Source organism: Geobacter hydrogenophilus, assembly GCF_018501225.1.
Lineage (GTDB): Bacteria > Desulfobacterota > Desulfuromonadia > Geobacterales > Geobacteraceae > Geobacter > Geobacter hydrogenophilus.
In genome coordinates this window covers 131,995-153,435 of record NZ_JAHCZI010000005.1, presented here as the reverse complement: position 1 = coordinate 153,435, position 21,441 = coordinate 131,995, and the positions used below count along the sequence as shown (strand labels likewise).

The 21,441-nt window shown below is 59.6% G+C and carries 19 protein-coding genes and 2 riboswitches; of the genes, 7 read left to right on the top strand and 12 right to left on the bottom strand.

All coding sequences use genetic code 11. The features are described from left to right. Nucleotides 1–15: 15 nt before the first annotated feature. The 8 genes from KI811_RS10435 to pseB form a co-directional block, all read right to left on the bottom strand. Nucleotides 16–348, bottom strand: coding sequence for a hypothetical protein (locus tag KI811_RS10435; RefSeq protein WP_214186415.1), 333 nt, complete (start codon nt 346–348; stop codon nt 16–18). Between the two features lie 76 nt (nt 349–424). After that, a riboswitch (cyclic di-GMP riboswitch) is annotated at nt 425–504 on the bottom strand. A 170-nt stretch (nt 505–674) separates the two neighbouring features. Next, nucleotides 675–3,194 (bottom strand): 6-hydroxymethylpterin diphosphokinase MptE-like protein, encoded by a 2,520-nt coding sequence (locus tag KI811_RS10430; protein WP_214186414.1) that lies wholly within the window; start codon nt 3,192–3,194, stop codon nt 675–677. Between the two features lie 17 nt (nt 3,195–3,211). Beyond that, nucleotides 3,212–4,273: a pseudaminic acid synthase gene (gene pseI / locus KI811_RS10425; protein WP_246551651.1), complete on the bottom strand. Its 1,062-nt coding sequence runs from the start codon at nt 4,271–4,273 to the stop codon at nt 3,212–3,214. Then, the gene (gene pseH, locus KI811_RS10420) at nt 4,270–4,830 is read right to left on the bottom strand and encodes a UDP-4-amino-4,6-dideoxy-N-acetyl-beta-L-altrosamine N-acetyltransferase (protein ID WP_214186413.1); all 561 of its coding nucleotides are present in this window, start codon (nt 4,828–4,830) and stop codon (nt 4,270–4,272) included. The genes pseI and pseH overlap by 4 nt, the downstream gene beginning before the upstream one ends. Then, a complete protein-coding gene (gene pseG, locus KI811_RS10415) occupies nt 4,803–5,882 on the bottom strand; it encodes a UDP-2,4-diacetamido-2,4,6-trideoxy-beta-L-altropyranose hydrolase (RefSeq protein WP_214186412.1) in 1,080 nt (359 codons plus the stop codon). The genes pseH and pseG overlap by 28 nt, the downstream gene beginning before the upstream one ends. Before the next feature lie 15 nt (nt 5,883–5,897). Continuing rightward, a complete protein-coding gene (gene pseF / locus KI811_RS10410; RefSeq protein WP_214186411.1) occupies nt 5,898–6,584 on the bottom strand; it encodes a pseudaminic acid cytidylyltransferase in 687 nt (228 codons plus the stop codon). After that, on the bottom strand, nt 6,581–7,750 hold the full coding sequence (pseC, locus tag KI811_RS10405; protein ID WP_214186410.1) for a UDP-4-amino-4,6-dideoxy-N-acetyl-beta-L-altrosamine transaminase: 1,170 nt from the start codon (nt 7,748–7,750) through the stop codon (nt 6,581–6,583). Before pseC ends, pseF begins: the two co-directional genes overlap by 4 nt. Continuing rightward, entirely contained in the window at nt 7,747–8,775 is a 1,029-nt protein-coding gene (gene pseB, locus KI811_RS10400) for a UDP-N-acetylglucosamine 4,6-dehydratase (inverting) (RefSeq protein ID WP_214186409.1), read from the bottom strand. Before pseB ends, pseC begins: the two co-directional genes overlap by 4 nt. 384 nt (nt 8,776–9,159) lie before the next feature. Here pseB and KI811_RS10395 point away from each other — a divergent pair, with 384 nt between their 5' ends. Continuing rightward, nucleotides 9,160–9,939, top strand: coding sequence for a PilZ-like domain-containing protein (locus KI811_RS10395; RefSeq protein ID WP_214186408.1), 780 nt, complete (start codon nt 9,160–9,162; stop codon nt 9,937–9,939). 98 nt (nt 9,940–10,037) lie between these two features. Here the strand turns inward: KI811_RS10395 and KI811_RS10390 are convergent, their stop codons facing one another. Genes KI811_RS10390 through KI811_RS10380 form a run of 3 tightly spaced genes read right to left on the bottom strand, consistent with a single transcriptional unit; the run spans nt 10,038 to nt 11,927 of the window. Further along, entirely contained in the window at nt 10,038–10,841 is an 804-nt protein-coding gene (locus KI811_RS10390) for a flagellar motor protein MotB (RefSeq protein ID WP_214186407.1), read from the bottom strand. A gap of 6 nt (nt 10,842–10,847) precedes the next feature. Further along, a complete protein-coding gene (locus tag KI811_RS10385) occupies nt 10,848–11,615 on the bottom strand; it encodes a flagellar motor protein (RefSeq protein WP_214186406.1) in 768 nt (255 codons plus the stop codon). A 48-nt stretch (nt 11,616–11,663) separates the two neighbouring features. Beyond that, nucleotides 11,664–11,927 (bottom strand): flagellar FlbD family protein, encoded by a 264-nt coding sequence (locus KI811_RS10380; protein WP_214186405.1) that lies wholly within the window; start codon nt 11,925–11,927, stop codon nt 11,664–11,666. 264 nt (nt 11,928–12,191) lie between these two features. On the opposite strand from KI811_RS10380, the gene KI811_RS10375 reads away from it, so the two are divergent. Then, the gene (locus KI811_RS10375) at nt 12,192–12,569 is read left to right on the top strand and encodes a flagellar protein FlaG (RefSeq protein WP_214186404.1); all 378 of its coding nucleotides are present in this window, start codon (nt 12,192–12,194) and stop codon (nt 12,567–12,569) included. Nucleotides 12,570–12,988: 419 nt separating this feature from the next. Beyond that, entirely contained in the window at nt 12,989–16,978 is a 3,990-nt protein-coding gene (locus KI811_RS18630; protein ID WP_246551649.1) for a chitobiase/beta-hexosaminidase C-terminal domain-containing protein, read from the top strand. 73 nt (nt 16,979–17,051) lie between these two features. On the opposite strand, the gene KI811_RS10350 is transcribed toward KI811_RS18630, so the two are convergent. Then, nucleotides 17,052–17,903, bottom strand: coding sequence for an HDOD domain-containing protein (locus KI811_RS10350; RefSeq protein ID WP_214186403.1), 852 nt, complete (start codon nt 17,901–17,903; stop codon nt 17,052–17,054). Between the two features lie 156 nt (nt 17,904–18,059). On the opposite strand from KI811_RS10350, the gene yihA reads away from it, so the two are divergent. The 4 genes from yihA to cobS all read left to right on the top strand — a co-directional run bounded on the left by yihA (nt 18,060) and on the right by cobS (nt 21,436). Further along, nucleotides 18,060–18,674, top strand: coding sequence for a ribosome biogenesis GTP-binding protein YihA/YsxC (yihA, locus tag KI811_RS10345; protein ID WP_214186402.1), 615 nt, complete (start codon nt 18,060–18,062; stop codon nt 18,672–18,674). 60 nt (nt 18,675–18,734) lie between these two features. Next, a riboswitch (cobalamin riboswitch) is annotated at nt 18,735–18,938 on the top strand. A 91-nt stretch (nt 18,939–19,029) separates the two neighbouring features. Beyond that, nucleotides 19,030–19,548: a bifunctional adenosylcobinamide kinase/adenosylcobinamide-phosphate guanylyltransferase gene (gene cobU / locus KI811_RS10340; protein ID WP_214186401.1), complete on the top strand. Its 519-nt coding sequence runs from the start codon at nt 19,030–19,032 to the stop codon at nt 19,546–19,548. Between the two features lie 92 nt (nt 19,549–19,640). Further along, entirely contained in the window at nt 19,641–20,699 is a 1,059-nt protein-coding gene (cobT, locus tag KI811_RS10335) for a nicotinate-nucleotide--dimethylbenzimidazole phosphoribosyltransferase (protein ID WP_214186400.1), read from the top strand. Continuing rightward, entirely contained in the window at nt 20,696–21,436 is a 741-nt protein-coding gene (gene cobS / locus KI811_RS10330; RefSeq protein WP_214186399.1) for an adenosylcobinamide-GDP ribazoletransferase, read from the top strand. The genes cobT and cobS overlap by 4 nt, the downstream gene beginning before the upstream one ends. Nucleotides 21,437–21,441: the final 5 nt, after the last annotated feature.

Here is a 21,441-nt window from a genome sequence, read left to right as displayed (position 1 = left end):
GGGTTCCGAATGTAATTAAAGTAAGGGTTGCAATACCAGGGCGGTGTCGCCCGATGCGATGATTCTTGCTGGCAGTGTGACAGGGATGAATTCAGCGCCTCCGGGCTCTTTGGCGGTGATGAGGGCGGCCGAAAAGTCATTCGTCGGGAAGAGGAAGTAACCGTTATTGTCGGTGGAGAGGGCAAACTCATAGCGGCTGTCCACGAGTATTGACACCGAGAGGTTTGCGGCGGGCCTGCCGTCGGGGTAGCTGATCCGGACTCCTCCTGCCAGACAGGGTGAAGTCAAGAATACGGCAAGGATAAATGTTGCACAACTCACCAATATCATTGATTTTTTTGCTTCCATGACAACCTCCTTGCCGCGAATAAAAAAGGCCTGCCATCTATTGAATAGATATACGGCAGGCCCGTTCTTGCGCCATTTCGACAGCCCCTCTATCCTGCACAACACAGGATGGTAGCTTTGTGCCGCCTGGTTACCCAGGGTTTACCATTTCGATGGCTTGCAACGTTTCGATTGTCCCCTGGCAGGTGCGGTCAGGGGTGGTGATTCGTTTTGTAAATTAAGGTCTTAGTTCTTCTATCGGTGACGTTTAACAAAACTTGAGAAAAAAATGCACGGCTTTGCTACGCCGTGCATTTTGTGTGGAATGAGCCGTCAGGGATGCTCCGTCAAGCGGGAACGGGTGCTCCCAGTTCCTGCAGGATGGTCTTGGCCGCGCTGTTGTTTGGGTCCTTTGCGATCACTTTCAGGAAGAGTTCAGTTGCCGGCTCCTTCAGCCCCGCCTCTTTGCAGAAGAGGCCAAGGGTTACCAGTGCGGCGACGTCATCGGGCGCAAAGCCCAGATAGCGGTTATAGGCGTCGAACGCCTCCTCGAAGCGCCCAATGGCCTTGAGCAGGTCGCCATAGGGCGGGAGATAGGAGGGCGATACCCCTATGAGACACTCCATGGCCAGGAGCGAGTTCTCCACGTCTTGGCACTTCATGGCAAGGGATGCGAACTGTAGCAGCGCATCTTCAGTCAGCATGTGCGGCGGATCAGTGAACAGGTTCTCGTAGTGGGAGACCGCTTCCTGGGGAGCATCCCGCAATTCCGCCAGGAGACCGTTGATGAAATGGAGATAGGGGAGTGCCTTCTCCTGGTCGGGGTGCTTCTGGAGCCCACGGGCCATGGTTTCCAACTCCGCGCGTTCGCCTCGCGTGAAGAGGAGCAGCGCCTTGCTGCGGGTATGGATGAGATCGTGAAGCTGTTCCAGGAGCTTGATTTGTGATGTCTCCTCCTCGGTCATGGAACGGGTGAATTCCGCCTCCAGTTCCCGCACCTTTTCCGGCTCGGCTGATGCCAGGGCAGCAGCACGTTCGGGATGCCGATGACGCCAGACATGGAGCCGGCCGAATTGCTGGTCCTTTTCCCACTGAGAAACCAGCATGCCGAAATCGGGAGAATCCTTTTCCTCTTCCAGACGCGAAGAGATCCTTTCCGTAGTGCTCTCCAGAATTTTGATCAGGTTTTCGGTCCCTTCGACGTATGTTTCGTAATACTGACGGGTTGCTGCCTCGACTTGCTCATCGGTCATTTCTTCAGCCCGTGATGCTCCCTTGAGGCTGACGAGGAACCGCTTGATGCCAAACTGCTTCACCAGTCTGGTGTAGTCGCCGAGACTCTGGTCGAGTCGACGTTCGATCTTGTCCATCTGGATCTTGTGCCGAAAATCCTGCTTTTTGCCGTTTCGTCCGAAGAGCCCGTCGCAGTGCCGGAGGGCTTCGTTGCACAGATTGAGTATTTCCTGCAGCTTGCCCCGTACGCGGGAAAGTTCCTTGATCATGGCCCTGTAGTGGGTAATGCGATCTTTGGATGTCGCTTGGGGGACAAGGGCCGAGAGTATGTCACCGGGGGGCGAATCGGCACCGGGGAGCTCGAATTCGTCGAGGGGCTTGTAGTCCACAAGGGGGATTTTGGCGGCATCGAGCGAGCAGTTGTAGATACGGACGCCGAGGTTGCGGGCCCATTGAGCCTGAACCGTCATCTCGTCGAGGGATTCCAGGTATCCGCGGTTGGAGTCGGCATAGGCGCCTCCGTACGTCTCGACACGGGGAGCCACCTGGCCCAAGTCCGGTCCCACCTTGTTCTCGTTGCTTCCGGCGGCGTGGGTCTGGCCTTCCGCGGAGAAACAGAGATTGACGCCGGCGAGAATAATCGTCGTGCATCCCAGATTGACCGCCAGGGAAAGGCCGTAGTTGCTGACGGTGGGGCCGCTGAACGGAAGCGTGTTAACGTTCAGCTCCGTTTTCCAGGGGAAAAGGTGGTTGCTGTATACCGACGTTCCTCCCCACTGGCTCAGGAGGAGGGAGGATACGTGGTGGCTGTTGACCAGGATGGGGGGATTGGGGAGGTCGGCGAAGCGGAGCATCTCGCGGCTTACGTCGAAGCTTATCCTCTGGAGGTCCACCGACACCACAAAGTGGGGGACTATCCCTTCGTCGAGCAGAATCCTGCTGATCCGTGACACGGCAATAACCACGAGCCGGTCACGGTTTTCCCTGACCCAGGGGAGTGCTGCATTGAGAGATGGCCCGCCGGCCAGGACAATTGCCGTTCGGCCGGGAAAAACATTGCCGAGGACCGTGGAGACGGCGACCCGGTTTTCAGGGAGGTTTTCCAGCTGTTTCAAGATGTATGGGGCACAATTGTTGGCAACCTGTATCCGGTGGATGCTTTTCATGAGTTCCTGGTTGATTGCCCAGGAAAGGCTTCTGTATTCCGGCAGATTGGCATCGGTTGCGGCGAGAGAGTCGAGAAAGAGGACTGCATCGAGAAAGATGAAGTCACTTATCTGGTATTCGCGGGCCTGTTGCTGCCACGAGTCGGCGGTCGTTACCGAAATTTCGGCCGGCAGGTTGTCCAGCAGGCCCGTTCCTTCCAGGGCACTGAGGACTTCGGGCAATTCGATGAAAAGAAAGCGTGATCCTGTCGGTATCCCGGACTTGGCGATGTGACGGACCAGCATCCCGGAATCTGTGCCGATTATGATGTTGAACTGGTATTCGGCTGAGAATTTTTCCCCAAAGTGCGAGCGGTAGAGGGCATCCGAGCCGATCCTGTTGAAGGCATTGCGATTGACGGCGTAGAGATAGCGGTCGCCGAATTGGTTGGTCAACAACGTTCCGAGGGAGTGCCCGGCAGTTTCCATGGTGATCCTTTCGTGCTCTATTCGTTGCCCAGCAGGTTCCAGTCGATGGGGGTTCCCTTTTTGATGTCCCGGGAAGCTTTCCTGCCAAGGAAGAGTTCCAGGTATTTCGTCGGCAGCCCAAGACCGGGGCGGATGGCTTTCAGGTTTTCCGGGCTGAAGACTTCTCCCTGGGCAATGTTGCGTACCACGTAGAGGGAGCGGCGGAACTTGAGCGACGGCACCTCCCGCTCCGTGGGGCCGTAGCTGATGGAACCGAGTGCCTGCCAGGCCCTCACAGTTTCCTCGACCAGCATCTTCATTTCATGGGGTTCCAGGGAAAAAGCGGAATCAACCCCACCGTCGGCCCTTGACAGGGTGAAATGTTTCTCGATGACCGTTGCGCCCAGGGCCACTGCCGCGACCGCCACCCCTGTCCCCATGGTGTGGTCGGAGAGTCCTGCCTCGCAGCGGAACAGATCGCGCAGGTGGGGGATGGTGCGGATGTTGGTGTTCTCCGGCGTGGCGGGATAGGTGCTGGTGCACTTGAGGAGAATCAGGTCCTGGCAGCCCGCTTCCCGGGCTGCGCGCACCGTTTCGTCCAAGTCGGCCACGGTCGCCATGCCGGTCGAGATGATCATCGGCTTGCCGGTGGCGGCAACCTTGCGGATAAGCGGCAGGTCCGTGTTCTCGAAGGAGGCGATCTTGTAGCAGGGGACCTGGAGCGATTCGAGGAAGTCGACGGCGGTTTCGTCAAAGGGGGTGCTGAAGCAGATGAGTCCCCGTTCCCGACATCGGTCGAAAATGGGCTTGTGCCACTCCCAGGGGGTGTAGGCCTCCTGGTAGAGCTTGTAGAGCGACGTTCCCTGCCAGAGGCTGTTGGGGTCGCTGATATGGAACTCCCCCTCATCGCTGTCGATGGTCATGGTGTCGGCGGTGTAGGTCTGGAGTTTCAGAGCATGGGCTCCCGCGTCCGCCGCTGCATCGACGATGGCCAGCGCCCGGTCAAGGGACTGGTTGTGGTTGCCCGACATCTCGGCGATGATGAATGGCGGCTGGTCCGGGCCGATGGCTCTGTTGTCGATAACGATCTGACGCATCATTGGTTACCTGCTTCCGGTTTAAAGGGGGTGAAGTTCTGCTTGTGGGCTTCCCACTGCTCCCTGAACAGGGCAAAGGAGAGGATGTCGTGGTAGCTGCCGTTCTTTAGTACGTGCTGCACGAAGTGCCCTTCCTGAGAGAATCCGAGCCGGCGGTGAAAGGCAATGCTTGCTTCGTTGAAGGCAAACGCCTCGCCGATCACCTTGCGGATGCCGAGGGTCCCGAAGATGTGGTCCAGGCCGAGATATCCCAGTGCCGTACCGCTGCCGCGGGGGGCATCGGCTTCTCCGATGTAGAAGCCCCAGTGGCAGGTGCCGTTGCGGCGGTCGATGCTGGTGACGTTCACCACCCCCAAGGGACGGCCATCCACCTCGAAGATCAAGGTTCGGGCCGTGTCGTTCGTCCCGAGGCGCTCGAACCAGGCCGCGTGCTCCTCCGGGGAGATGATATGGTCGGTGTACATGAACGCCCTGATCCGCTCGACATTGCGCCATTCCAGGAGCTTGTCCAGGTCGTCCCGCCCCACGGGCCTCAGGATGCACTGGGAACGTTCCAGCATGATCCGTCTCCTTCTTCGCAGAATGCCCTGATCAAGGGGCTCTCTTCCCGCGCCGTGCTGCTCCTCATAAGCTCCTGTGCCCGGATTCCCATCTCCCGCACCGCGCCGGGATTGCCCACGGCCCATTCCAGTTCCTCTACAATACGGTCGACGGTCACGTCCTGGTGCCATCCCAGGTTGCGCAGCGCTCCGGCCCCCGCAACGGCCCGGATCACCTCCAACTGGTTCTGGGCAAGCACGATGGCGGCAGCCGGCAGGCCGAGAAAACACCGTTCCCACGTGGCGGTCCCTCCGGCGCCAAAGGCAAAGTCCGCTTCGGCCATCAGCCGGGCCATGGTCGGGACCTGGCAGTGGAACGTCACGCCGGGAATCGTGGCGCACTGCTCCCGAATCTCTTCCCGGCGTGGATTGGATGCGCCCACCACCACATTGACTGAAAGTTTCTTCCCCTTGTAGCGGGCGAGGGCATCGAGAGTCTTCCCGGTTTCATTGGTGCTGTCGCTGCCGCCGAAGAAGACGAGCACCCTGGTTATGGTGCCGTTTCTTTCCAACAGGGAACTGCGCGCGGCAATAAATTCCGGCCGAAGCAAAGCATGGCGCGGGCCAAGAAAGAGGCGGCAGGTCTCAGGGACGAGTCCCCGATAACGATTCTCGAGGTCGACGTAGTAGTTTTGATCCAGGAGGAGATCGCAGTCGTGGGGCCGATCCGCCAGATCATCGATGACCATGATCTTTCCCACATGGGGGCGCATGCGGGACTCCCATGCCGCATCGAGGAAGTAGTGGTCGACGACCAGCCAGTCCGGTCTCAGTTCCTTGAGAATCTCCTCTGTTCCGGTGTCATCCTCCTGGGGAGACAGCCGAAACGCACGGAAGCCCCGCGCCTCGATGTGGTCGCAAAGGTGTCCATCCAGTTCCCGGCAGAGGAACGATACACGAGCGCCATGATTGGCCAGGCTTTCGGCCAGGGTCAGGCAGCGCATGACGTGGCCGGTCCCTATCTGGACCGACGCATCGGTTCGCATGATAATGGTCTGGTGCTTGTCAGCCACAACACATCGTCCGAATCATGAAAACAGCGCCCGGTACATCCGTTCCGCCGTCTCCCAGTCCTCGGGGGTGTCGATGTCCTGCACGAGGTAGCGCGGGATGAAGACCGGCACGGCATCGCGGGAGAAAAGTTTCTGTTCGCCAAGGTACTTCTGGGTATCGGCCCAGTAGAACTGTCCCGCATCGTGGTAGGCCTCGCCCAGGTCTTGGGAGCGGCGATCACGGTTTTCGGGCCAGATCATTTCGAGGCGGCCGTTTGTGGTGGTGCGAAGGGCCCTGAAGATGGAATAGGCAAAGGAGGTTACCGAAAAGGCCGTCGTCGCCTCCTCGCGATAGAGCGCCTCCAGCCCCTGTCGCAGGAACTCGCTTCTGACAAAGGGGGCGGTGGCGTAGATGCAGCAAAAGGCGTCGGGGAGTTCTCCCCTCTCCTTCAGCCACGTCAACGCGTGGAGCAGAACCGCGTCGGTCCCCGCAAAATCGTCGGCCAGTTCCGCCGGGCGCATGAAGGGGACCTCCGCTCCGTAATCACGGGACACCTGGGCAATCTCCTCGTCATCGGTGGAGACGATAATGCGCTCGAAAAGCCCTGACTCCCGGGCTGCGACTATGGAATGGGCGATCATCGGCCTGCCGGCGAACGGCTTGATGTTTTTGCGGGGTATCCGCTTGCTTCCTCCCCGGGCCGGTATGATGGCGACATTCATTGAATCGCCTCCTGCACCGCGGCGATGACCCGATCCTGATCCTCTGCAGACAGCCCGGCGTAGAGGGGGAGGGAGAGTGCCTCACGGTAGTAGGCTTCTGCCGCGGGGAAGTCTCCGTCCTTGAATCCCTGAGCCCAGTAATAGGGCTGGGTATGCACCGGTATGTAGTGCAGATTAACCAGAATGCCCCGTTCCCGGAGTGTCTCGAAGACGTGCCGGCGGTTCTGGCCGATGCGGTCGAGACTGAGGCGGATCACGTAGAGATGGAATGCCGAATGGGTATCCGGCTGCTGCCAGGGGAGGGTGAGCGGCAAGGGGGCCAGCGCTTCGTTGTACCGTTTTGCCAGGTGGTGGCGCCGCTCCACGAACTCTTCGAGCCGCGTCATCTGGCTCACCCCCAGGGCCGCCTGGATGTCGGTCATCCGGTAGTTGAAGCCGAGCTCGATCTGTTCGTAGTACCACGGCCCATGGGACTCTCCTTTCATGAGAGCCGGGTCGCGGGTGATGCCGTGGCTGCGAAGCCGGAGCAACCTTTCGTGCAGTTCGGCGCTGTTGGTGAGGACCATCCCCCCCTCGCCGGTGGTGATAATCTTGACGGGGTGGAAGCTGAACACCGTCATGGTGGAATGCCGGCAGTTCCCAACCGGTTCATCCTTGTACCGTCCGCCGATGGCGTGGGAGGCGTCCTCAATGACAATGAACCCGTACCGTTCGGCGAGGCGGGCGATGGCTTCCATGTCGCACGACTGCCCCGCGAAATGGACCGGAATAACTACCTTCGGCAGTTTCCCTTCCCGTGCGGCCCGCTCCAGTTTTTCCTCCAGACGTTCGACGCTCATGTTGTAGGTGCGGGGATCGATGTCCACGAAGTCTACTGTCGCGCCGCAGTACAGGCCGCAGTTGGCAGAGGCGACGAAGGTGTTCGGGGATGTCCAGAGGATGTCGCCGGGGCCGAGCCCCGCTGCAAGGCAGGCGATGTGAAGGGCTGAAGTGGCGCTGTTCACTGCCACGGCATGGGCGGCGCCGCAGTAGTCGGCCACGGTCCGTTCGAAGCGCTCCACGGTCGGCCCCTGGGTGAGCCAGTCGGAGTTGAGGACGTCGACGACGGCCTGGATGTCGGCAGGGCTGATGCTCTGGCGGCCATAGGGAATCGGGGTACTGCTCATGCGAAGTCGTCCTTGCGGCGGTTGATGTCAGGGTTGAGATGGGTGTAAATCAATTCCTTCAGTTGCTCGACGCTCAACCAGTCGGTATTGGTGCCGCTGTTGTAGGCGAACCCGTCGCCACAGTGGCGTCCGCCGAAGTGGTTCGCGAACTGCTCGGTGTCCCAGAGAGGCATGGAAGGGAGAATGACGAAGTAGTCCTTGAACTCGATGGTGTTCAGGGCGTCGGTGGTGGTGATCATCTCCTCGTGCAGTTTCTCCCCTGGCCTGATACCGACGATCTCGATCCGGCACCCCGAGTCGACGGCCTTGGCCACATCCAGGATCCGGTAGCTCGGAATCTTGGGGACAAAAATTTCCCCTCCCCACATGATGTCCAGTGCCTTGAGCACCAACTCGACCCCGTCTTCGAGGGTGATGTTGAAGCGGGTCATCCGCTCGTCGGTGACCGGAAGGACCCCTTCGCGCCTCTTTTTCAGGAAAAAGGGGATGACGCTGCCGCGGCTCCCCATGACGTTGCCGTAGCGGACCACGGAAAACTTGATGTCTTTCTTCCCCTTGAAATTGTTGGCCGCCACGAAAAGTTTATCAGAGCAGAGCTTTGTTGCACCGTAGAGGTTGATGGGGGCCGCCGCCTTGTCGGTTGAAAGGGCCACCACCTTCTCGATTCCCTGCTCGACGGCAGTTTCGATAATGTTCTGGGCGCCGAGGATGTTGGTCTTGATGGCCTCGAAGGGGTTGTACTCGCAGGCGGGCACCTGCTTGAGGGCCGCGGCGTGCACAACGATGTCGATCCCCTCGAAGGCCCGATAAAGCCGGTCTTTGTCGCGAACATCACCGATAAAGTAGCGAATCTGGCGGTACCTGTCGGGCGGGAACTGCTGCGCCATCTCGAACTGCTTCAGTTCGTCCCGGGAGAAAACCACGACCCGTTTTACCCCGGGATACGATGCGAGGATTGTCTCGATGAACTTCTTGCCGAATGAGCCGGTGCCGCCGGTGACGAGGATTGATTTTCCTGTAAGCATGTCCGCTCCGTAGGTTACTGCAATTATTGGGGTGATCCTCTGGATTGTGGCGCAACAGAGTTTTTGTTGTTAGTTGGCACTGCAAGGAAAGTGCCGTCAAGTATGTGTCAAAAAACAGAGAAGAAGCGATGCGGATGCCTGAAAACCGCCTGTTTGTTGAAGGGATTTTGCAGTGGAGGATGGCCGGGATTATTGCTTGGAGTGGGGAGTGACTGAATTTTGACTCTCGATGGGCCAGTGGAGTGATCAGGATTAGTATCTCTTGACATGAGATGACAAGTATGGAACTAAAGAAATGTCGTCTGATGCCGATACAATACGGTATGATATGAATCCGGTGACACGGATTGCTAGAATTTTAGTTTGCCCTGAGGATCGCTGTCGATGTCGACTGACTACAGCAATTACTTTGAAGAGCTCCAGAAGATCAATATTGCCATCCGTCTCGGCGGAGGCGGGTCCTTCGACGGGACCGCCGCCATCACCTCCCTGAAGGGGGATCTTGCCTGGCTCGAACTGTACGGCAACGAACAGCCTCCCCGTGGCGCGGTGCAGACGGGGGCCGAGGCGTGGGTATCTGTCTGGACCGGCGGAGCACTGTGCCGTTGCGACGCCCGGGTGGAGACGGTTCGCGATGACCGTCAGTTTTCCATCCGGCTGGTTGGTGAGGTCAAGGAGACCCAGCGGCGGGAGTACTTTCGGCTCGACGTGTCGCTGCCGGTGCTCTACAAGGTGCTCGATAATGTTGCCCCCGAGGATGCGGAGGCCGACTGGAACTCGGACCGGCGGGTATTCTGCCGCCCGCCCGAGATAGTGCCGACTGCCGACGGCCCGAAGGTCGTTGATTGGGATGGGGAGGACGTCCCGCCAGTGCGGACAAACCTGAGCGGCGGGGGGATGCGTCTGCGGGTTTCCCGTCTGGTGGAATCGGGTACGCTGGTAAGGTTGACCCTTTTCCTGCCGCTTCCTCAGCCCCGGGCAATCTACGTGGTCGCCGAGGCGCTCCGCTGCCAGGAGATAACCCTGAGCAGGGAGCCGGGCCAGCACTACTCGATGTCACTCAAGTTCGTCATGATCGTCGACCGGGACCGGGAGGCGATTATTTCCTATCTTTTCAATGAGCAGCGGCGCGAGCTCATGGCAAAGAACGAGCGGGTTCGATGAAGGGTGGGCAGGTATTGTCGCTTGCAGACAAAAGGGCCGGGAAGAAATCTCCCCGGCCCTTTTTCTTTTCGTACCCGCTATAAGAAAATCAGCTGTCGCTACGGTTTTTGCGTCGTTTCCGGCTCCGCCTTTTCCCCTTCGCCCGAGAGGAGCACGATATCGACCCGGCGGTTCTTTGACCGCCCTTCGGCGGTGGCGTTGTCGGCAATGGGGCGATATTCGCCGAAGCCGGCGGCCGAGATGGCGGACGGCTGGAAATCGTAGGATTTGGTCAGGAAGTGGACGATGTTGGTGGCCCGTGCCGTGGAGAGTTCCCAGTTGGAGGGGAAGAGGGCAGAGCTGATCGGCATGGTGTCGGTATGTCCTTCGACCCTGACCGCATTGGAATAACCGGCCAGGGATTCCGCCACCTTGGCGAGAAGGGGATAGGCGCTCTCACGCACGATGGCGCTTCCCGAATCGAAGAAGCCCGCCTCCTTGAGGCTCACTACGAGCCCTCTCTGGGTGATCCCCACGCTGACCTTTGCCTGTGCCCCCTGTTTGACCAGATAGGCCTCCATGGCCGCCTTGATGGCCCGGAAATCCTTTTCTTCCGCCCGGGCTCTTCCCCCCATCTTCTGTCCCTGACTCCGTCCCTTGTTGAGGAGGTCGGGGGTGATAGTGGGAATGATCCGGAGGTCGGTGGAGTCGATCACCACCGGCTTGGCCGCGGAACCCTGGATGGTGGTGAAGCCGAAGGATTCCCGCAGGGACTGCATCACCTGCTCCACCTTCTTCTTGTCCTGCTGCCCCATGGCGTAAAGGGTCACGAAGACCGCGAAGAGGAGAGTGATGAAGTCGGCGTAGGAGACGAGCCACCGTTCGTGGTTGGGTTCCTTCTCGTGTTTCTTGGGTCTGGCCATGGGCGATTACTTCCCTTTCTTCTCGCCGCCGCCCTCCTGGACGAAGGCCTTCAGCTTCTGTTCGATGAAGTGGGGGTTTTCGCCGTTCTGGATGGCGATGAGCCCTTCGACGATCATGCTCTTGCAGATGAGATCTTCCTTGATGCCATGCTTGATCTTGGTGCCGAAGGGGAGGCAGACGATGTTTGCGGTCATGAGGCCATAGATGGTTGCAACGAACGCGACGGCGATGCCCGCCCCCAGCTTGGAGGAGTCAGACAGGTTACCCATTACGTGGATGAGGCCGAGGACGGCACCGATGATACCGATGGTGGGGGCGTAACCGCCGGCCGCCTCGAAAAATTCGGCGCTCTGCTTGGCGTGCTCTTCGTAGTAGGTGATTTCGATCTCCAGGGTTTCCCGCAGTTTCTGGGGATCTATGCCGTCAACCACCAGCGAGATTCCTTTCTTGGTAAAGGCGTCTTTGACGTTCTGGGCCTCCTGCTCAAGAGAGATGAGGCCGTTGCGTCGAGCTTTTGCCGCGTAGCCGATAATCTCCTTGATGACCTTTTCCGGATCGTTATGGGGAGGGAAAAGAACTTTCTTGATGTCCTTTGCCGCGCCGATGATTGTCTTCAGGGGGAAGCTCACGAAGGCGGCGCCGAAGGTGCCCCCGAGCACGATGAGTGCGGCGGTGGGCTGAATGAGGGCACCGATGTGGAGCCCCTCCAGAAGCGCACCGCCGAAGATGGCCCCGAAGCCCATTACCAAACCGATGATTGTTGCTATATCCATGCGTTAATGGTCCCGTAAGAAGATTAATTGTAGTGGGTTTTGCAAGATTCAGTCCTCAAGCATGCAGCAAAGGCGGTAAACGGCCATCTTCTTCCGGAAGAGGTACTTCTTCCCCTTGCCCGGATTGGCACGGTGGAGCACGAGTGCCTTGAAGGTGACAATCTTGTCGACGATGGCCGGGGTCTTTTCGAGAACCAGGTACTTCTTGCCGTTGACAAGGGTGATGTGGGTGTCGGGGGTCTCTTCGATGGTCTCGATGAGATCGGGATTGACGAAGAATTCGCTTCCGTCGAGGCGTGTCAGCTTGATCATGGGGCACCTTTGGTCGAGAAGGGATCGTGTCGGCTCTCTCTTTCCGTTTCGGTTGTATTGCAAAATACTTTAGAAAAAGCCATGCACTAGGCAGCAACTGTCATGCCATGCTGGGGGCGACAAATATGCATAGTTTATCGGTATTACTAAAAAATTGCGATTTTTCGGGGTGGTAGAACGTTGTGGAAGCAAAAAAATATTCAAGATTTGGCTGGTCCAACCGATACGGTGCATAAGGGATATCAGCAGTCAAGGAGGAACCCCATGAACGTGGAATTTTCCAATGTGGCCAGGGTATTGCCGGGCGGCGCAACTGTGTCGGAAGTGGTTAAGCCCCAGGCAGAAGAGCGAAACAGGGAAGCTGCAGTAAAGGTCGAACTACCGAAGACGGCCCTGAAGGAACTGTCGCCCGCGGAGCAGGAAGAACGGGTGCAAGCGGCAGCCGACAAGATCAACGAATTCATCGAGGCGTTTACCAGCGATCTCCAGTTCACCATTGACAATGATACCGAAAAGGTGGTGGTCAAGGTTGTGAATCGCAAGAGCGGCGACGTGATCAGGCAGATCCCGTCTGAAGCAGCTTTGAAAATAGCAAAGGCCCTTGATGAACTTAAGGGGCTGATAATCAGGGAAAAAGTCTGATTTCTTCTGAATGGCCGTAGTTTCGCGGTTGCCGATCCGCCTGCCAGTGGCGGAAGTGGTGACGTGCGTCTTTGTGTCTTTTCGGTGTCTGTTGTCGGTCGTTAATTTTTGTCAAATCTATGACTTGAGTGTCAAGCTCCCTCCTTTCCAATCTCTCCCTGTAAATTCATCTTAACACCTTTGACGAATCCTTTAGTCTGTTTTGTCGTTAAATGGCAGGTATTCTCAGCGCGATACTGTTCGTCTTTTTTTGCTAGACAGAGGGTGAAATACAATTTTATTTCTATAAATCAATATGATGCAAAAGTTTTTTCTGTTGGTGTCGATAAGATATTAGGAGCAAATAGTTTTACGAGTTGTGGTGAAATAACTGGGTTACCCATGGACGGGACTTTTCATTGGTTAACGGAGGTCATGCCATGGGAGTTTCAAAAAAAGTTGCCGCTTGGGTCAGTCGGGCACTTCCTGCCGCCGTGTGCGGCATACTGCTGGCCACAGCATCAATGCCGGCCGTTGCCATGCAGTTGCCGCGGCCGGGAGAGATCGAGCAGCTCAAAGCGTCGGGCGAGTTTGAGAACCGCCGGAAGTTCGCCGATGAGGTCGGCAACAACAAGATCGACCCGGAACTGGTCAAGAGGGCGGTCAACAAGGCCAAGCGCAAGGCGCTCCAAGCGCAAGGATTCGCCCCGAGCGACGTGGACCAGATGGCCGGCACCTACGCTCCGCCTCCCGCCTGGACCGGCATGCCGACCACGGGGACCGTGAAGATCTTTGCGCTCCTCATTGATTTTAACGACTACAATGCCCAAACCACTCAGGCCAACGTGGACAGTGTGCTGTTCGGCTCCGGCAACCCGGCTGATGCCCCCTACGAGAGCCTTGCCGCCTACTACAACCGTTCCTCCTACGGACTCCTTACGTTCTCCGGTGCGACGCTCGGCTGGTATCGTCCGGCTTATAACCGGAGCACAGTTGCTCAAACCATCACCGGCCGCGAGAACCTCATCAAAGAGGCGCTCAATTACTTTGACGCCCAAGGCCACGACTTCTCCCAGTACGACAACAACGGCGATGGCAAGATCGACTACTTCCTCGTGATCTGGACCGGTCCGGCTGGCGCTTGGGCGTCGTTCTGGTGGGGCTACGCCACCTCGTTCTCTGATTCCAGCTATCTCCTCGACGGAAAGCGTCTCGGCAAGTATTCCTGGCAGTGGGAGGGGAGCCCCTACGGGCAGCAGTTCAAGCCCCTGGTCACGATCCACGAAACCGGCCATGCCCTTGGGCTTCCCGACTACTACGATTACAATGACGCCTCGGGACCGAAGGGGGGCTTGGGGGGCCTCGACATGATGGACCACACCTGGGGCGACCATAACGCTTTCAATAAGTGGGTGCTGGACTGGCTGTCCCCCACGGTGGTTGCGAGCGGCAGCCAGACCATAACCCTCAACCCCTCTGCCACGTCGCCGGATGCGGTCCTCATTATGCCAGCAATCACCTCCGGCGATCTGTTCGATGAATATTTCATGGTGCAGAACCGCTACCGCACCGGTAACGACAGCGGCATTCCCAACGACGGACTCCTGATCTGGCACGTTGATGCCACCCTCAATGCCGGAGGCACCAATTACGTCTACAACAACTCTGATTCTTCCCACAAACTGCTCCGCCTCATGGAAGCCGACGGATTGGAGGAGATCGAGAAAAACCTCTCCTACAATTCTGCCGATGCCGGCGACTTCTATGTGCCGGGCATTGCGTTTGGTCCCGGGACGGCTCCCTCCAGCAGCAGTTATGCGGCATACAACACCGGTGTCAGTGTCTCCAACATCGTCCGCTCCGGCAGCCAACTAACAGCCACGTTCAGCGTTAATGCTGCAGTCCCGAGTGGTTCCGTGAAGATCAACGGTGGCGCGGTGCTCTGCAATTCGTCCACGGTTACCCTGACCATGACGGCGACCGGGGGAAGCGCCCCCCTTTCCCATATGCGCTTCAGTAACGACAACAGCACCTGGAGTGCGTGGGAACAGTATGGGAATTTCAAATCCTGGACACTCTCTTCCGGGGATGGCGCGAAGACGGTCTATGTGCAGTTCCGAAACCTCTACAGTCTTGATTCCGACATTAATTCCGCCACAATTACCCTGGATACTACAGCGCCTACGGCCGTGATCGTGGCCAACGGTTCCCTTGGAGGCGTGATCAAGGCATCGACCTTCGGCTTCAGCGTGAGCGGCGTTGCCGGCTACAGGTACAAGATAGACGCGGGCGCCTGGTCCGCGGAAATCCCCGGCGTGACCGCCATGAATATCGTCGGCGTAACCACCGGCACCCATACCTTGTCGGTCGTGGGCAGGGATGAGGCCGGAAACTGGCAGTCGACCTCGACGCCCACCTCCCTCAACTGGACGACGGACGTCACCGCCCCGACCACTACCGCTTCTCCGGCCGGGGGAACCTACACGTCGGCTCAGACCGTAACCCTGGCGGCCAACGAGACGGCCACCATCTACTACACCACCAACGGTGCCGTCCCCACCACCTCTTCGTCGGTGTATTCCTCCCCCATAACCGTGACCCCGCCGGCCACCCTCAAGTATTTCGCGGTCGATCCAGCGGGGAACGCGGAAGCGGTCAAGACCCAAATCTATGCCGTGCCGGCCGGCGTGAAGCTGACCGGTGTCCCCACTGCCTTGACCAAGCTGACGAGTGCCACCGTCGGTGTGACCGGCACCTATGTGACCTACAAATACATTTTCGACGGCGGGACCGAGTCGGCCGAGATGCCGATCACCACAAAGATAGCCAAAACCGGCCTTGCTGCGGGGAGCCACACCCTCTCGGTGCGGGGCAAGACGTCGGCAGGCGTCTGGCAGACGGCGCCGACCACGGCCACGTGGACCATTGATCTCACTATACCGGCGACCACTGCGTCTCCCACTGGCGGGATTTATTCCATGGCACAGTCCGTAACCCTTTCCGCCAGCGAAACCGCTACCATCTATTACACCACCAACGGCACCACACCGACCACTGCGTCGCCCAAGTACACGGGAGCAATCCCGGTCACCAACACGATGACCATCAAGTATTTCGCCAAGGACGCCGCCGGCAATACCGAGACGGTGAAGAGCCAGACGTACAACTTCCCGCCGACGGCTACCCTTACAGGCGTTCCCGCTTCCCTGACCAAGCTGGCCACCGCCCTCATCACGGTTGGCGGCCCCGGGGTAACGGCGTACCAGTACAGCCTTGACAGCGGAACCACCTGGTCGGCCGAGACGCCGGTCGCCACCAAGATTTCCCTTTCCGGCCTCACGTCCGGGGTGAAGACTCTCCAGGTCAAGGGTAAAAATGGAGGCAGCGGTGCATGGCAGATTTCACCCATCACCGCCACCTGGACCGTGGACACGGTCAAGCCGGTCACGAGCGCGTCGCTGGCCGGTGGGACCTATGCTGCGCCACAGGCGGTGACCCTTTCCGCCAGCGAAACGGCAACCATTTACTACACCACCACCGGGTTGACGCCTACCATCGCATCGCCGAAATACACGGGGCCGATAGCAGTAAACGCCACGACGACCCTCAAATTTTTTGCAGTGGACACAGCCGGCAACATCGAGACGGTGCAGAGCCGCCTCTATACCTTGCCGCTGGCGGCAGTGGTGACCGGCGTGCCTGCCGCGCCAACCAAGCTCACCTCTGTTTCACTGACCGTGGGAGGGGCAGGGGTAACCGCCTACAAGTACAGCATCGATGGCGGTGCGCAGTCGGCCGAAACCCTCATCAGCACCAAAATCGCCAAAACCGGTCTGACGGCGGGGAGCCACACCGTGTCGGTATATGGCAAAAACGCAGCCGGCACGTGGCAAAGCACTCCCACCACCGTCAGTTGGACCATTGATCTGGTCAAGCCGGTTACGACGGCCTCGCTTCCTGCTGGTACCTACGGCTCGCCGCAGACAATCACCCTCTCGGCGAACGAGACGGCGACCATCTACTACACCACCACCGGCGTTGCGCCTACCGCGGCGTCACCCAAGTATACGGGCCCGGTGACGGTCACGACGACCACGACCCTCAAGTATTTCGCCGTAGACGCCGCCGGCAATGCCGAGGCCGTAAAGAGCGCCGTCTATGCATTGCCGCCGACCACCCTGATTTCCGGCGTACCCTCGGGGACAACCGCGGCCACCACCGCCACTCTTGCAGTCTCCGGCGACTTTGTGACGGCCTACAAGTACAAGCTGGACAGCGGCGTCTGGTCGGCCGAGATTCCCGTTGCCCAGACCCGCAGCTTCGTGGGGCTTGAAAGCGGCACCCATGTGCTTTCGGTCATCGGGAAGAATGTGGGTGGCACCTGGCAGGACGCGGCGGCGGCCACTGCGGCGGTCTGGACGGTTCAATAGACCTCTGTGCCCCTGAAACACGAAGAGGGAAGCCATCAGGCTTCCCTCTTCGTGTTTCAGGAAAGAGTGTTAATCATTCAAGAAAGAAACTCTTGTTCTCCTCAAATGTTTCCTGGAACACTTCCACCGCCTTTTCGACGGATTCCTTGGTGTAGCCTAGGAGCATCGCCTCCGGTGAGTGCGCCAGGTCCAGTTCCTCGTCGGCGTCCCGGTCGCCGATGCCGAGCTTCTTGCAGAACTTGTTGGCCAGACTCGCCGTGGCGGTGAGGAAGAGGTCGTACTGGTCGGTGATGGGGGCGCTCTCGAACTGGTGGTGGTACATGATGGCGGTGGAGAGTGCCTCCGGGAAATTCCACTTCCGGATGACCAGTGCCCCCACTTCGGCATGGGAGTAGGGGTAAACGCTCTTCTCCGCCTCCGCGAAGGGAATCCCTTCGTTGTAGCAGCGCATCATTACCCCCTGGAACTTCTGGGGGTCACGGTTGCTCATGATGGTCTTGCCCAGGTCGTGGAAAAGCCCCACCAGAAAGCCAGTTTCCTCGTTGATGAACCTTCCCTGGGAGGCGATGACCCTTCCCGCCAGGGCCGCGCCCACGGAGTGTTCCCAAAGCATTTTCTCCGTGAGGCCGAACCGCCTGTTGAGCTGCTTGAGCGATGCGGCGATAACAAGGCTCTTCAGGGTCTTGAAGCCCAGGAGCATGATGGCGGCGGAGAGGGTGTTGATCTGCCGCTGGCAGCCGTAGTAGGCCGAGTTGGAGAGCTTGAGGATGCGTGCCGCCACGGCCGGGTCGGAGGATACGGCCGTGGCCAGCTTTTCGATGGTGACGTCCTCCTGCTCGATCAGTTCGATGACCTTGGTGGCTACCACGGGGATCGTCGGGAGGTCGACGGCGGACATGATGAGGGTTTCGAGTTCTTTGTTCATGGTATATTACCTGTCGCGCGTGGCGAATGTGCGGCGAAAAAAGTCTCTCCCCGTACTCTGCAAATACCTCGCCCATACCTCTATCCGATTGCGCGGAACTCGCCGAGATGGTATGACTGTACCCGGCACCAACGAAGCAGTGACAGGGAGATAACGGTGAACGTAACAAACGCGGAATTCGTCACGAGCGGCACCAGGCCGGCCCATTACCCCCCGGCGGAGCTCCCGGAGGTGGCCTTTGCCGGCCGCTCCAATGTCGGAAAATCGTCACTTATCAACGTCCTCGTGAACCGCAAGGGGCTCGTCCGGACCAGTTCCACGCCTGGCCGGACCCAGCTCATCAACTTCTTTCGGGTCAACGGAAGCCTCATGCTGGTGGACCTTCCCGGCTACGGCTTCGCCAAGGTTCCCCTGGCCGTGAAAAAGGAGTGGGGCCCCATGGTGGAGACTTACCTCTCTACCCGTCCCAACCTGGGGTGCGTGGTGCTTATAGTCGACATCCGCCGGGTCCCCACGGAGGAGGACCAGTTGATGCTCCAGTGGCTGCGGGCCTACGACATTCCAGCTCTTGTGGTGGTGACCAAGTGCGACAAGGTGTCCAAGAACGAGCGTGCCCGGCAGGCGGCGGTCATTATCCGGACCCTGGGGCTCGCCCGGGACGAGATGGCTTTCTTCTCAGCACTCTCCAAGGAGGGGCGCGACGAGGTATGGGCCCGGATAGAGGCAATTCTGGCTGCCGGCCAGGAGGAGCAGGAGGAGTCGGGCGAGTGAAGGACCTGTTTCAACCGTTGACTTTCTACCCCCCCCTCTGCTAGAACTATCGGTACAACACAATACATTTAGCGTTCAGGTGCTTTTGCCATAGGGTGAAAGGTAAAAGGGAAAAGGGTGCGAATCCCTTGCTGTCCCGCAACTGTAAACGGTGATGAAAACCGCAACGATGCCACTGACTGGTTTCCATGGTGAAACCCCGGGAAGGCGCGGCGAGTAAAGTGATCCGTGAGCCAGGAAACCTGCCTGACCGTCAGCTTGACAGGACCTCCGTGGAAGAGGCTCCGAGGCCCGGCGTTCGGCTTTTCACCGGTTTTTGGACCCCGCTTTCCTTCAGGAGGCGGGGTTTTCATTTATGGCGTCAGTGATTTTCATAACCGGGGGAGCCCGCAGCGGCAAGAGCCGGCTGGCCGAGCGCATTGCGGGCGGGTTCGGCGCCCCCCTGGGCTACCTGGCCACCGGAACCGCTGGGGACGGGGAGATGGCGGAGCGGATTGCCCGCCACCGGCAGCGGCGGGGTGACGACTGGACCACCATCGAAGAGCCGCTTGATCTGACCGGGGCGCTCCGGGAAAACGACGGCCGCTTCAGCGCCATCCTCGTGGACTGTGTGACCCTCTGGCTCACGAATCTCCTTCTTGCCTGCGACGATCCTGCCCGGTGTGTGGTGCGGGTCAAAGAGTTGACGTCACTTTTTCCCCACCTCACGACCCCGCTGGTCCTCGTCTCCAACGAGGTGGGGATGGGGATTGTTCCCGAGAACCGGCTTGCCCGCCAGTTCCGCGACTTGGCCGGCGAGGCCAATGAGATGATCGCCGCCGCGGCCGGCGAGGTTTACGTAACCTTCAGCGGACTGCCGCTGAAATTGAAGTGAATGTGTAGGGGCGCTGCTTGCCGTGCCCTTATGCGGTTGAAGAAGGGCGCAGCAAACAGCGCCCCTACGATAATCTTGAAACGAGGTACTCTATGACTCTGCTGACCGAAACCCTGTCAAATATCCGTCCCGTGGACGCCGGCCTCATGGCCCAGGCCCAGGCGCGGCTCGACAACAAGACCAAGCCCATCGGTTCCCTCGGCCGCCTGGAGGAGTTCGCCCGGCGCTACGTGGCCATTAGCGGGAGCCTGGACCCCTCCACGGCGAAGAAGGCGATCTTCACCTTCGCCGCCGATCACGGGGTTGTGGAGGAGGGGGTTTCCGCCTTCCCGAAGGAGGTGACGGTCCAGATGGTATTCAACTTCCTCAAGGGGGGGGCCGGGATCAACGTGCTTGCCAACCACGTGGGTGCCGATGTCCTCGTGGTGGACATGGGGATCGACCATGATTTCGGCGACACCCCCGGCCTCATCGGCCGCAAGGTGGCCCGAGGTACCCGCAACATGGCGAAGGGGCCGGCCATGACCCGGGAGGAGGCCGTGACGGCCCTGGAAGCGGGGATCGAACTGGCCCGCGGCTGCAAGACCGACGGAGTTGCCATGGCGGGTACCGGGGAGATGGGAATCGGCAACACGACGGCGGCATCGGCCATCATCGCCGCCTTCTCCGGGAAAACCGTTGCCGACGTGACCCACCGGGGAACCGGCATCAATGACTCGGCACTGGCGAAGAAGATCACGATCATCGAGCAGGCCCTTGCCGTGAACCGCCCCGACCCGAAGGACCCCATCGACGTCCTCGCCAAGGTGGGGGGGCTGGAGATCGCCGGCATCGCCGGCCTCGTCCTCGGCTGCGCCGCCAATCGGATTCCGGTGGTGGTGGACGGCTTCATCTCCACGGCCGGCGCCCTCATTGCCTGTGAGCTTTGCCCCACGGTGAAGGAGTACATTTTCGCGGCCCACGAGTCGGTGGAGATCGGCCACCGGTTCATGCTAGAGCGGATCGGCGCGGAACCGATCCTCGATCTGCACCTGCGCCTCGGCGAGGGTACCGGAGCGGCCCTTGCCATGGGGCTCATCGACGCGGGAGTCAAGATTCTGAAAGAGATGGCCACTTTCGCGGAGGCCGGCGTGGCGGAAGGGGAATATTGAGACTCTATTTCATCGCCCTCCAGTTCCTGACCATCATCCCCCTGCCGTTCACCCTCCGCTGGGAGGAGAACGACCTGGGGCGCTCCATGGCGTTCTTTCCCCTGGCGGGGCTCACCATCGGGGGGGGCCTGGCCGGGGCTGACTTTCTCCTGGCGGAGTTTCTGCCGCGCCCGGTTGAGGACCTTCTCCTCGTGGCGCTCCTGGCGGCCATGACCGGGGCGCTCCACCACGACGGGCTCGCCGATGTCTGCGACGGCCTGGCTGCCCGGGGGAGCCGGGAACGTTTCCTGGCGGTGATGAAGGATTCGCGCATCGGCGCCGTGGGGGTGGTGGGGCTCGTGCTGGGGCTTCTCCTCAAGTACCAGGCCCTCTTGGCCCTTTTCCCCGAGGTGAAGCGCCAGGCACTCTTCTTCTTCCCGGCCGTGGCCCGCTTCGCCCAGGTGCAGATGACCGTGGGCGCCCGGCGGGCACGGGAGGACGGCCTCGGCGCCGCCTGCATCGCCGGCGCGGGCGTGACACAGCTTCTGGTGGCTGGGGCCATAACTCTTGTTGCAACGTATTTCCTTCTCGGCATGAAGGGGATCGGTTGCTGGGCGGTCCTCTCCCTCTTCACGGCCGGGACAAAGGTCTGGTCCCACCGGCGCCTCGGCGGGGTGACCGGTGATGTCATCGGCTGTGCCAGTGAGTTGAACGAAATTATCTGCCTGCTGATTATTGTGGGCATGCAGAGGATGTAAGGAAA

What these genes read in the sequence shown, in the direction of transcription:
- KI811_RS10390 (WP_214186407.1), bottom strand. Translation starts at nt 10,841, where the DNA reads ATGGCCAGACCCAAGAAACACGAGAAGGAACCCAACCACGAACGGTGG.
- KI811_RS10350 (WP_214186403.1), bottom strand. Translation starts at nt 17,903, where the DNA reads ATGAACAAAGAACTCGAAACCCTCATCATGTCCGCCGTCGACCTCCCG.
- KI811_RS18630 (WP_246551649.1), top strand. Translation starts at nt 12,989, where the DNA reads ATGGGAGTTTCAAAAAAAGTTGCCGCTTGGGTCAGTCGGGCACTTCCT.
- KI811_RS10380 (WP_214186405.1), bottom strand. Translation starts at nt 11,927, where the DNA reads ATGATCAAGCTGACACGCCTCGACGGAAGCGAATTCTTCGTCAATCCC.
- pseH (WP_214186413.1), bottom strand. Translation starts at nt 4,830, where the DNA reads ATGCTGGAACGTTCCCAGTGCATCCTGAGGCCCGTGGGGCGGGACGAC.
- pseB (WP_214186409.1), bottom strand. Translation starts at nt 8,775, where the DNA reads ATGCTTACAGGAAAATCAATCCTCGTCACCGGCGGCACCGGCTCATTC.
- pseI (WP_246551651.1), bottom strand. Translation starts at nt 4,273, where the DNA reads ATGATGCGTCAGATCGTTATCGACAACAGAGCCATCGGCCCGGACCAG.
- pseC (WP_214186410.1), bottom strand. Translation starts at nt 7,750, where the DNA reads ATGAGCAGTACCCCGATTCCCTATGGCCGCCAGAGCATCAGCCCTGCC.
- KI811_RS10385 (WP_214186406.1), bottom strand. Translation starts at nt 11,615, where the DNA reads ATGGATATAGCAACAATCATCGGTTTGGTAATGGGCTTCGGGGCCATC.
- KI811_RS10375 (WP_214186404.1), top strand. Translation starts at nt 12,192, where the DNA reads ATGAACGTGGAATTTTCCAATGTGGCCAGGGTATTGCCGGGCGGCGCA.
- cobU (WP_214186401.1), top strand. Translation starts at nt 19,030, where the DNA reads ATGGCGTCAGTGATTTTCATAACCGGGGGAGCCCGCAGCGGCAAGAGC.
- KI811_RS10395 (WP_214186408.1), top strand. Translation starts at nt 9,160, where the DNA reads ATGTCGACTGACTACAGCAATTACTTTGAAGAGCTCCAGAAGATCAAT.
- KI811_RS10435 (WP_214186415.1), bottom strand. Translation starts at nt 348, where the DNA reads ATGGAAGCAAAAAAATCAATGATATTGGTGAGTTGTGCAACATTTATC.
- KI811_RS10430 (WP_214186414.1), bottom strand. Translation starts at nt 3,194, where the DNA reads ATGGAAACTGCCGGGCACTCCCTCGGAACGTTGTTGACCAACCAATTC.
- pseF (WP_214186411.1), bottom strand. Translation starts at nt 6,584, where the DNA reads ATGAATGTCGCCATCATACCGGCCCGGGGAGGAAGCAAGCGGATACCC.
- cobT (WP_214186400.1), top strand. Translation starts at nt 19,641, where the DNA reads ATGACTCTGCTGACCGAAACCCTGTCAAATATCCGTCCCGTGGACGCC.